The sequence below is a fragment of the Acinetobacter sp. Ac_5812 genome (assembly GCF_013072695.1).
Lineage (GTDB): Bacteria > Pseudomonadota > Gammaproteobacteria > Pseudomonadales > Moraxellaceae > Acinetobacter.
In genome coordinates, this window is sequence record NZ_LXUK01000022.1 from 517115 (window position 1) to 529358 (window position 12244).

6 protein-coding genes and 1 pseudogene are annotated in these 12244 nt (G+C 39.5%); 2 read left to right on the forward strand and 5 right to left on the reverse strand.

Translation table 11 applies throughout. The features are described from left to right. Positions 1 to 125: 125 nt before the first annotated feature. Both A7P55_RS15945 and A7P55_RS15950 read right to left on the reverse strand, forming a co-directional pair. Positions 126 to 4763, reverse strand: coding sequence for a molybdopterin-dependent oxidoreductase (locus A7P55_RS15945; protein ID WP_171552859.1), 4638 nt, complete (start codon positions 4761 to 4763; stop codon positions 126 to 128). A 364-nt stretch (positions 4764 to 5127) separates the two neighbouring features. After that, positions 5128 to 5826 carry a DUF1826 domain-containing protein gene (locus A7P55_RS15950; protein WP_171552860.1) on the reverse strand — a complete coding sequence of 233 codons (699 nt, stop codon included), beginning with the start codon at positions 5824 to 5826 and terminating at the stop codon, positions 5128 to 5130. A 287-nt stretch (positions 5827 to 6113) separates the two neighbouring features. On the opposite strand from A7P55_RS15950, the gene ppk1 reads away from it, so the two are divergent. Further along, positions 6114 to 8192 (forward strand): polyphosphate kinase 1, encoded by a 2079-nt coding sequence (ppk1, locus tag A7P55_RS15955; RefSeq protein ID WP_171552861.1) that lies wholly within the window; start codon positions 6114 to 6116, stop codon positions 8190 to 8192. A gap of 428 nt (positions 8193 to 8620) precedes the next feature. Then, positions 8621 to 8848: pseudogene (locus A7P55_RS15960) on the forward strand (malonate decarboxylase subunit alpha); the annotation flags it as partial. Between the two features lie 132 nt (positions 8849 to 8980). Here the strand turns inward: A7P55_RS15960 and A7P55_RS15965 are convergent. From A7P55_RS15965 to A7P55_RS15975, 3 genes are all read right to left on the reverse strand, one after another. Then, positions 8981 to 10186, reverse strand: coding sequence for an FAD-dependent oxidoreductase (locus tag A7P55_RS15965; RefSeq protein WP_171552862.1), 1206 nt, complete (start codon positions 10184 to 10186; stop codon positions 8981 to 8983). Between the two features lie 160 nt (positions 10187 to 10346). Continuing rightward, positions 10347 to 10895, reverse strand: a complete 549-nt coding sequence (locus A7P55_RS15970; protein WP_171552863.1) for an Rrf2 family transcriptional regulator — start codon at positions 10893 to 10895, stop codon at positions 10347 to 10349. Between the two features lie 196 nt (positions 10896 to 11091). After that, complete coding sequence (locus A7P55_RS15975) at positions 11092 to 12111, reverse strand: MBL fold metallo-hydrolase (RefSeq protein WP_171552864.1); 1020 nt, start codon at positions 12109 to 12111, stop codon at positions 11092 to 11094. Positions 12112 to 12244 lie beyond the last annotated feature (133 nt).

The window sequence follows — 12244 nt, forward strand, 5'->3', positions numbered from 1 at the left end:
TTAACCACAATCAGTCGCGTTGATGGTGCTATTTTTATTATGAACAGCACTCACATTTTTCATGCTTTAAAAAACACCATCACCAACTGACAGGGCAAATTGTATTTTTTCAATACCTAGGGTTATTAATAAACATCCCTTAAATAACGTTTATCACGACTCATGTTCGATACATAGGTATTGGCTTCATCTTCTGATTTGTTGCCATGTCGCACGATAATTTCCTTTAGAGCGGCATCTACATCTTTTGCCATACGGCTCGCGTCTCCACAGATACAGAAATAAGCACCTTGTTCAAGCCATTGCCAAAGTTCGGCGCCTTGTTCTCGCATACGATCTTGCACATAAATTTTTTGATCTTGATCACGAGAGAAAGCGAGATCTAAGCGGGTTAATACACCGTCGTACTGGAACTTTTTGAGTTCTTCTTGATAGTAAAAATCTGTACTTGATTTTTGCTCCCCAAAAAACAACCAATTTTTACTGGCTTTACCAAGTGCTTGCCGCTCTTGTAGAAAACCACGAAAAGGTGCAATACCTGTCCCTGGTCCAACCATAATAAGCGGTATCTCACTATCAACAGGTGGATGAAATGACGCTGACTTTTGTACAAAGATCGGAATTGAGCATTGTTCCGCCCGATCAGCGAGAAATGTTGAAGATACACCTTTACGCAAAATATCTTGCTGTTCATATCGTACAGCTGAAACAGTTAAATGAATTTGGGTTGGATATGCTTTAGGACTTGAAGCAATTGAATATAAGCGAGGTTGCAATTTAGACAAGATACTGATGAGCTCATTCACTGATAGTTTAATCGGAAACTCCTTCAAAACATCCACCAGTTGTTTGCCCCAGAGCCACTTTTTCAACTCACTTTTATCTGGATAATCTAATAAATCTTGTAAACGTTGATAGCAGCCTTTAGTGGCAATCAGTCTTAAAGCATTTAATTGAGGCTTGGCTATTTCAAAACGTTCGCTAAGCGCTTGTCTTAAAGACATACCTTTTAGGTCAACCATTGACACAAGGCTATTACCATCTAGTTTAGTAATACTTAACAGCTCATTGACAAGCTCAGGGCAATTTTGTGGCCAAACCCCTAACGCATCGCCGGCCTCATAGGTAATTCCAGAATTTTCAATATCAAAGGCAAATAGACGTATGTCTTTATTGGAACTTTGCTGATTCAATCTGACATTTTGTATAAGCCGTGCAGGAAATGGGTTAGTTTTGCTTGGTGCTGTTAAATCAGTCTTTTGAGGCTTTAAAGGTGAGGGTGCAGCTTTGATCTTTGTCGATTCTGCTAATTTATTTAAGATGGTGTTAAGCCATTGCTCGGCTTTTTCTTGGAAATCGGTATCACAATCAATTCGATCAAAAATACGGGATGCACCTAATTCGGCGAGTTTTTGATCTAGTTTTTTACCGTGCCCGCAGAACTGATCGTAATTAGGATCACCCAAGGCCAAAACACTGTAGTTGAGATGATCTAGTTTAATGTCTGCTTGAGCGGTTAAATCATTCCAGAAATTTTGTCCATTATCTGGTGCATCCCCATCTCCAAAGGTACTACTAATACATAATAGGTTCTGTGTTTTACTCAGCTCCGTAATAGAAAAACTATTCATTTCTTTGACATTGACCTGACAACCAGCTTGTTTGATTTTCTCAGCAAAAGATTCGGCTAAAGCTTCACTATTTCCTGTTTGCGATGCCCAAAGTAAGGTGACTACGGGGACTTCTGCTTCAACTGTAGATGTACTGATTTTCGCTAAAATTGTATATAGCCATTGCTCAGCTTTTTCTTGGAAATCCGTATCACATTCGCTTCGGGCAATAATTGGCTGAGCACCCAAAGCCGCTAATTTTTCATCAAGTCGTTTGCCATGTCCACAAAATTGATCATAGTTTGGGTCACCCAATGCCAGAACGCTGTATTTAATGTGGTCTAATCTAAGTTGTTTATTATTTAAGTCATCCCAGAAGTTTTGACCATTGTCAGGCGCATCGCCATCACCGAATGTACTACTGATACAAAGCAAGTGATCAGTTTTTTCCAGCTGATCAACAGAGAAGTTAGACATTTCTTGAAAATTAACGTCATAGCCTGCTTGTTTAATTTTTTGACTAAAGCCTTCAGCTAGGCTTTCACTGTTGCCTGTTTGAGATGCCCAAATCAAGGTGATTTTAGGTTTTTGAGTTGCTGTCGTTTTAGATAGCGCCAATTCATGAGGATTGAGAGATACTGCAAAGTCGAGAGCTGCACGTGAATATAAGCCAGCCAGCATGCCATTCAACCATAATTTTGCTTGATCTGATATGGGAGCATTCGCGGGTAAAGTCGGCATACTATTGGGCAACACGGGCAAGCTTTGTAATGCAGCAATAAAACCAGCTAAATAGATTTTTTCAGCATCATCGAAACAAGGTGGCGATACAGTTTCTATTCCAAGACTGGTAGCAAAAACATTTGGTTTTGACATATCTGTACTCTGAAATATTTCTGCTACTGAATCGGCCGTGTCTGCGATTACTGAGTTTTGAACTGTAGATTTTTGCTGTTTCAGCGCATCCGCAACAAGTAGTGTTTCTGTCGGTGCAACTGGGGTTAGCGATACGGCGCATACTTTAAATTCAGGCTGCTGTGAAATTGGATCAATCGCATCATTGGTGACTGCATTGATAGCTAGATCTTCACCAAAAAAATCATTCCAATGGAAAGGCGCAAAGCAGTTTCCGGCGAGTACGCGATCTGTAACAACAGCAGGTAAAACAGCTTTACCTCGTCTTGATCGAATTTCTACAGGTTGTTTATCTTTTATATTTAAGTTTGCCGCATCTTCGGGATGTATCTCTACAAATGGCCCAGCGTTCAGCTTATTCAACATGGGAATTTTCCCTGTTTTGGTCATGGTATGCCATTGATGTTGTAAGCGACCGGTATTCAAAACAAAGGGGAAATCCTGATCTGGCATTTCGGCAGGGTCTAAATGCGGCCGAGCAAAGAACACACCTTTAGCTCGCTCAGTTGGGAAAATTAAACGTGGTTTGGCTTTATGTTCTTCCGGAGCTAATAATTTTTGGCTAATACCATCGTTTAAATAACGAATAGGGTGGCGGTCATCGCTTCCATTCAGCTGATCTAAAGGCGGGCAAGGCCATTGTAAAGGTGTTTCTTTCAGCCGAGCATGGCTTGCCCCACGTAAGTCATAACCGGTTTTGGGATTCGAACAAAGACAGATTTCATCAAAAATTTCTGATGCTGAGCTATAGCTGAAAGCATCAGCATAACCCATTTCACAAGCAATACGACTAATGATTTGCCAGTCAGCTAATGCATCACCAGGAGGCTCAACTGCCTTTTGCATTAATGTCATATTGCGTTCTGAGTTGATCATGACGCCTTCAGCTTCAGCCCACAATGCAGCGGGAAGCATAATGTCTGCATAGCGATTGGTTTCAGTATCTAAAAATGCATCTTGCGTAATGACTAATTCCGCAGCTTCTAAAGCTTCAATCACAGTTTTACGATTGGCCACGGTTGCAACGGGATTGGTACAAATGATCCAACAGGCTTTAATTTCACCAGCCTTCATCCTTTCAAACATATCAATTGTACCCTTACCTAAATTGGTGCTTAGGGTACCTTTAGGAATGTGCCAAAGTTCCTCGATAAAATCTCGATCTTTCTCTATCAAAACTGAACGTTGACCGGGGAGGCCTGGCCCCATATATCCCATTTCACGTCCCCCCATTGCATTGGGTTGGCCTGTCAGAGAAAAAGGACCACTCCCTAAGCGACAAATTTTTCCTGTCGCTAAGTGTAAGTTACAAATAGCATTGGTATTCCATGTCCCGTGGGTACTTTGATTAAGCCCCATCGTCCAACAACTCATAAACTCTTTTGCTTCACCCATCCATTGTGCTGCTTGGCGAATTTTTTCTTCCTCAATGCTGGTTTTCTCTGCCACATAAGCAGGGGTATACTCATCCAGAAAATCGGGCATTTGTTCCCAGCCTTCAGTGTATTCCTGAATAAACTCATGATCGAGATGGTTATTTTTCCACAGCAAATGTAATAACCCATTGAGTAGGATTAAATCTGTGCCTGGCTTAATCTGCATAAACAGATGCGCTTTATCTGCAGTCGCATTACGGCGTGGATCTACAACGATCAGCTTTGCACCTGCTTTGACTCGATCCATCAACCGTAAAAAGAGGATCGGATGACAATCTGCCATATTCGCGCCAATGACAAAAAACACATCAGCATGGTCAAAGTCTTGATAAGAACCTGGAGGACCATCTGCACCCAAAGAAAGTTTATAGCCACTGCCAGCACTTGCCATACATAAGCGGGAATTGGATTCGATATTATTGGTACCAACAAAGCCTTTTGATAGTTTATTAATTAAATATTGAGCTTCTATGGACATCTGTCCAGATACATAAAAAGAAACAGCATTTGGGCCATGCTGATCAATAATTTGGCGTAAACGCTGAGCTGTTTGTTTGATTGCTAAGTCGCTTGTATGTGCTACTCGCTCATCGGTGCGTTCTTTACGCACATAAGCTTTTTCCATACGCCCTGAATTACGTAGGGCTTTATCTGCTGAAGATCCTTTTGTACATAAACGACCAAAATTAGTTGGATGCTCTTTATCACCTGATAATTTAACAACCTGGCCACTTTCAACTTGTAAAACCATGCCACAGCCCACACCACAATATGGACAAACGGTTTTGATTGAATCAGCCATGATGATTACCTTTAAAAAGACTAAGCAAATGAGAATTTGAGACTAGCGATCTTTTACGACTCACGAGTTCGAATAAACACAAGCAGGCATCGTTGGCTGCAGAGTGATGTGTGCGATTTAAAATAAGCAACTAATATGCCAATTGATGGCTTAAAAAGAACAGTAATGTACGACTGACTACTTTATCGCTATATCGCTTTAAATATAACGATAAATCCACACTGATAACGACATCGAATGGGGCAAAAAGCTAAAAAATTGCTGAGTGAGTTTTAAAATGGCGCATAAATTTATTTGATTAATGTGTCTGCACCAAAATGGCAACATTAAGGCTCATGTTAGCCTGCTGTAATATGATTGATGCTTAACAAATCAACAGCAATCTACACTCACCATATTTTTCAACTGGCGCCCTATGAACACAGGGGAAAGCCTGTTGTGTTGGATGATCTACTGCTAAACGCCAGAGATGGCCTACGCCTAAACTCACTGGTTCTGCATCTGGTTGAGGTTGGTAGTGTAGATCGAAAAAATACTCTGAGAGGAACGTTTCAAACTCAGCATCTGGACCATCATATAATTCTTTGAGTTTTGCTCTAATTTCTGGAACCAAAATTTTCTGTTCAACTTGATCGTGAGCCAGAATATCGCTAGCAGGACCGTAATACGTACATAAAAAAGTATCTGTTTCGATAGGTGACCGATCCACATGATATGAATATACATCGGTTGAAATGAAATCGAGGTCTTCATCGCGTTCGTAGCATTTAAGTAGATTAAGGCACGGTGATGCACCTAAATCAGTTAAGCGCTGTATATCATTCAAGATAGTCTCTCTTGCCTGACTGCCTTGTTCTGAAAGTTGTAACGCTAAAAGATCTTCAACAGATACTTCTGTAATATTTTCTTTTAACTCAAGTTTAGCCACAATCTCTTGAAAATCACCTAACAAATCTCGATGCCAGCAAATGGCATTCATATCACCTTGAAAACTGGTATTGATAAGCTTAGAAAAACTAGAAACCGTTTTAATTTGGGTGTTGTCAGAAAAGGGATTTTTCATATCAGAATTAAAAATAGATCATAGCTCATTATACAAGTAACTTTAGAGAAATGTCGTATGTACATTTATATCTAGTGAACTTAACTCTAATTTAATGAATTTATTATATATGATTGATTTATTTAAGTATTTTTTAAAATGAATAGGTTTTTCATATATTGGGGATGATTGAATAAAAAATGGGATTTTCATTAATTTGCAATGTAATCGGCACAAAATAAACAATGGAAAAATTTATGTCTAATCACGTATTAGAAAAATCACTTTTATATAATTTAGAGTAACTCATGACTTCTATGCATGCACTAACAAATGGTCAGGAACACTGTTTGGAAACTTATATAAATCGAGAATTATCATTATTAGAGTTTCATAAGCGAGTGCTTGCACAGGCAAAAGATGACGGGCATCCACTACTTGAACGCCTTAATTTCTTAATTATTTTTTCTCGCAATCTGGATGAGTTTTTTGAAATCCGTGTTGCAAGCCTAATACAACAAATGAATTTGTCGACTCAGACGGTAGGGCCCGAAGGGACAGCTCTCTCGGAAGTATTACAACAAATTTCTAAAGTCGTTCATGAGGCAGTAGAACAACAATATAAAATATTAAACCATTCCATTCTCCCACAATTGCAGGGTCATGGAGTCCATTTCATCCAATATGCTGACATCCTAGAAAAGCATAAGGTATGGATTAAAGATTATTTTTTTAATGAAGTACAACCTGTTGTCACACCGATAAGTTTAGATCCTGCACATCCATTTCCTCGATTGGTTAATAAAAGTCTGAATTTTATTGTGACTTTAGAAGGAAAAGATGCATTTGGACGAGAAATTGATTTAGCTATCGTACCAGCACCGAGATCATTACCTCGATTGGTCAAATTACCACATCAAATTTCAGGTAATTCAGAACATTACATTTTACTTTCTGCGATTATTCAGGAACATATAGCAGATTTGTTCCCAGGCATGAAAGCAACGGGATGCTATCAATTTCGTGTGACACGTAATGCCGATTTAACCGTATCAGAAGATGTTGAAGACTTGGCGATTGCGCTCAAAGGAGAATTATCAGCACGACGTTTTGGGCGCGCCGTTCGATTGGAAGTCAATAAGAACTGTCCTGAGCATATTGCAGATTATTTGTTGGAACAATTTGAATTAGAAAAAGAACATTTATATTTTGTTGATGGTCCTGTCAATTTGGCCCGTTTCATTTCTAATTTTGATTTACCAGAATTACGATTCCAGCCCTACCAACAAAAAATCCCAAAAGCACTCTATACCAAAAAGCCAATTTTTGATGTGCTTCAAGCTGGAGATGTGTTGTTACATCATCCATTTGATAGCTTTGCTCCTGTGATCAAGCTGCTCAGAGACGCAGCCTATGATCCCAAAGTACTTGCGATTAAACAGACGCTGTATCGGAGTGGTGCAGACTCTGAAATTGTCAAAATTCTTGCAGAGGCGGCAAGAAATGGTAAAGAAGTAACAGCGGTTATTGAATTAAGAGCACGTTTTGATGAGGAATCAAATATTGAAGTAGCCAATGTACTTCAAGAAGCAGGAGCAGTTGTTGTATATGGAATTGTTGGCTATAAAACCCATGCCAAAATGATTCTAGTGGTACGCAGAGAGCAAGACAGAATCAAACGATATGTGCATTTAGGCACAGGAAACTATCATGCGACCAATGCAAAAATTTATACCGATTATGGTTTATTAACCAGTGATGATGAAATTTGTGAGGATGCACATAAAGTCTTTCAGGAGTTAACAGGGATGGGGAAAATGGCAAAATTAAAAAAACTTTTCCATGCTCCATTCACCTTACACTCCCAACTTATTGAATTAATACAACAGGAAATTGAAAATAGTAAAGCGGGAAAAAAAGCGCAGATCATAATCAAGGTAAATGCCTTGACCGAACCGCAATTGATTAATGCGCTTTATAAAGCATCACAGGCAGGTGTTCAGATCGATTTGATTATCCGTTCAATTTGTTGTTTAAGACCACAAGTAAAAGGGCTTTCAGAAAATATTAGAGTCCGCTCAATCGTGGGTCGTTATTTAGAACATACCCGTGTTTATTATTTTTACAACGATGGTGAGGTTAAGTTGTACTGTGCTAGTGCGGACTGGATGGGGCGTAATCTGTTCTCACGAATTGAATGTTGTTTTCCAATTGAAGACAAAAAGCTAAAAAAACTCATTATTGAAGATGGTTTGAAAAATTATTTGAAAGACAATTGCAGAGCATGGGAGCTTCAAGCAGATGGAACGTGGTTACAATGCCAGCCTAAACAAGATCAATCAGTGCATATCGCACAAAGATATTTGATGGATAGAGAGATTGGGTGACACTGGATTGTCATGAACAGCGATTAAGCTAATTTTAGAAGAACAAAAAAGAGCTCATAGCAACGTGACAATAATAATTTTATCTCTTACCACACAACATACCGTTCATTTTGCAACCCACTTCGGTGGGTTTTTTATTACATAAGAAGAAGTGATGTGTTTGAGCGTTTGTAGAAGTAGAGCCGCAACTTTTTTGTTGGCTTCATTCAGAGCCAACAAAACTAGTAAAATATGGATGGATAATTTTAAGCTTCAATAAGTGAGCAAAGTATTAAAGCCACTTATGTTTATTTTTTACTATTGAAAAAAGAGGCAATGCATCGTACAAACTCATTAACTTCAAGTTAATGGTATTGAATTTAGGTTGATTGATCAGACATAAGAAAAAGCTTTTCATAAGGTAAGTCATCGTTACCAAGGAAAAGCACATGGAATGTTCTGTTCAAAATAAAGCAAATCTATGGACGAAACGTCGACATGCTAAACAATTGAAACTAGAACAAGTACGTCAATATACTGATGGTGTTGTGATTCCTAGAAAAAATATTATTCAAGTCTTGGAAACGTTAATCAGTTCAGGCGATAAGGTTGTACTTGAAGGAGATAACCAAAAACAAGCTGACTTTTTATTGCGTGCTCTCGCTCAAGCTAATCCCACACAAAGCACTACTTCAACGACCGAAGTGAGATGGCTGTGCTAGAAGATACAACAAGGTCATGAGTTATAATAAGTCAAAATGAAACCTCAAAAGTGGCTCTCTACTTCTGAGGCTTTCAAACAGCTTATGTTAAGGAACAATAACAAAATCAGGGTTTGCAATTGCAAAAATTGCTTCACGGTCTGCGACTGGCGGGTAAATCCATACCGTATTAATTTCTTGCTTAATTTTTTTCGCTTCTTCACGCACAAATTGAACCTGTCGATCCCAACCTTCAGTATATAGCGCACCCCATGGACCTAAATCAACACAAGTCACGTACTTGGGCTGGCTATACGGATGTAATGGTAAATCTACCAGCTCTGCGGCTGCATTGTAGCCTGCGACACGGCCTAAGCTCATTGCGTGTTGGCAAGACATGACGTTGAAATTACCTAAATCATCGGTCGGAACTTTTACCGTATCGCCCGTCACAAAAATATGTTTTGCTTCAGGCGCATGTAAATAAGCATCACCTAAAATACGCCCCAAATTATCTTTTTCACCTGCAATTTGAGCAGTAAGTGAATTTGCTCGCATACCCGCCGTCCAAATGACAGTTTCGGTCTCAATTCTCTCACCATTAGAAAGGGTGATACCAGTGGCATCAAGTGCAGTAACCCGCAACCCAGCTTTAGCTTCAACACCGAGTTCGGTGAGCGCTTCACGAATCACAGCTGCTGCTTCGTCACCAATTGCTGAACCAATTTCTGCTGATGAATCAACCAAAACTACACGAATATCGGTTTCAGTTAAAATGCTACGCAGGCGTTCAGGCATTTCAGTCACTGTTTCAAGACCCGTAAGTCCACCACCAGCAACGACGACTGTATTACGTGCCGCACTGACAGGTTTATTAGCTAAACTTTTAAGATGTTGATCCAGTTTCTTCGCATCTTCTAATGTGCTGACACTAAATCCATAGTCTTTAAGGCCAGGTATAGGCGGCATATAGCCGGTACTTCCTGTTGCCAAAATGAAACGGTCATAACTCAAGCTTTGTGTATCGCCGTGAGTTGTTGTAATCACAAGATTTTGGGCCACAGCATTCACTTCTTTTACCCAGCCAGCGACATACTTAACGTCAACGACATTTAATATCTCTAAAATGTCAGGGTACATATTTTCAAGTACAGTTTCATAAAGACGGGGACGAATATCAACATTCGGATTAGGGGAAATCATCACCACTTCAATATTTTGTTGTTGTGCAGCCAAATGAATTGCGCGTTGTGCGGCAAGTGCAGCCCATAGACCAGCAAAGCCAGAACCGGCAATAATAATACGCTTACTCATTTAATGATCCTTTTGGTCGATTCATTCGAACATACAAATTCCAACTCATCATAAAATTCAGGATGAGCGAATCCTTTCTCTGACTGTTCGAAAAATCTGAGAAGGGGGGTTAAAAAGATTAGGGAAGTAATTACGTTAGGACGCTAAGTCCTATCACGCTTTAGTCGGGAATATCCCTTGATATTTTACTTTTCCGCATTTTTGCTGTTCTTCCTTCGATGCGTTCATTGATCCAGCCATTTACATCACTAAAAAATACATCAGGGGCATAACGACCAAAACGGTCAGCAATATCACCCAGTGTATGTGCGCCTAATGCATCTCGCATAGCTTTCTCGGCCTGTAGCATAACTGCATGTACGGCACATACTCCATGTGTTGCCCAATCAGGGGGAGCACTATTAAAGACCGCGCATTTGCCACGAACTTCTTGGCATTCGAAAAGTGGTTTTTCACCTTCAATTGCATTCACAATATCAAGAAAACTGATTTCATGAGCAGGTCGAGCCAGTAAATACCCACCACGAATACCTTCTTGTGCTAAAACAAGCTTTGCCTTTTCAAGTTTAGGAAAAATCTTGGCCATAAAGCTTGGCGAGACACCTTGCAATTCAGCCAAATCCTTACTACTCAATGGTTTATCTTCATTATTTACAAGAAAAAGAAGACAGTGAATCGCATACTCGACGCTACTAGTGATATAAGCCATTTAATTTCATAATTGATCAACTACAAACACAGACTAATATAGTCTGTGTTTGTAGTCAAGAATAAAACTGGGACAAAGTTAGTCTTAGTTTTATTAAGAGATTGAATGGATCAAAAGAATAGTTTTATACAACTGAATTTAAATACTTTTCACCTAGAATTTGACTATATAAATAATTTAAAAATAATTGAAAAAATTACGAACGCCACCAATAGTTTTCGGCATTCGGCTCGTTTAAGTTCAATATTTCACCCATTTGAGGCGTACTAATCGCCAAGTTATTTTGATGTGCTAAAGCCACGATACGCTCAAATGGATCATCCCAAGCATGAAGTGCCAAGTCAAAAGTCCCATTATGAACAGGCAACAAATGACGTCCTTTTAAATCGATATGCGCTTGTAAAGTTTGCTCAGGTTGCATGTGAACATCTGGCCATTCTGGATCATAGGCACCAGTTTCTAACATGGTAAGATCGAAAGGGCCATAACGATGTCCAATCTCTTTAAATCCATTGAAATAACCCGTATCACCACTAAAAAACACCCGTAGATCATTGTCAATAATTACCCACGATGCCCAAAGTGTTGCATTGCTATCACCCATACCACGGCCTGAAAAATGATGGGCAGGGGTGGCAATCAGCTCAAGACCATCTACATGAGTCGTGTCCCACCAGTCAAGTTGCTGTACCTTTTCTGCCGGCACGCCCCATTTAATCAGTGCGTCACCAACGCCAAGCGGTGTTAAGAAGTGTTCAACTTTGTCTTTGAGTTGGATTACTGCATGGTAGTCGAGATGGTCATAGTGATTATGTGACAAGATCACGCCTTTAATCGGCGGTAAGTCAGCAATGCTAATTGGTGGTTGATGAAAACGCTTTGGGCCAATCCACTGAAAAGGTGAAGCACGCTCAGAAAAAACAGGATCGGTTAACCAAAATTCATTACGCAATTTTAATAAAATGGTCGAATGCCCAAGACGAAATAGAGAACGGTCTGGGGCACTCATAAGTTGTTCTTTTGATAAACTTAGAACAGGAATTTCTCGGTTTGGCACCGTATTTTTGGGCTTGTTAAATAAAAATTTCCACATTAAGCCGAGCGTTTTTCCGAAAGAATGTGCGTGCAGATTTGGGCGTGTATTGCTAAATTTCCCGTTATGCTGCTGTGATGACATGAAGGTAGAAGACAAGTCTGTTGTGTTCGAAATCGTCATTTTGTTTTCCTTGAGTGGAACAACTTATATCTGTAAATAAGAACTCGAGTTAAGTACTTATTTTGATTTATTTAAATGAGTATTTAATCACTCATTAATTGATTTAAAAAATAAGAATGCTGCACATCCTTAC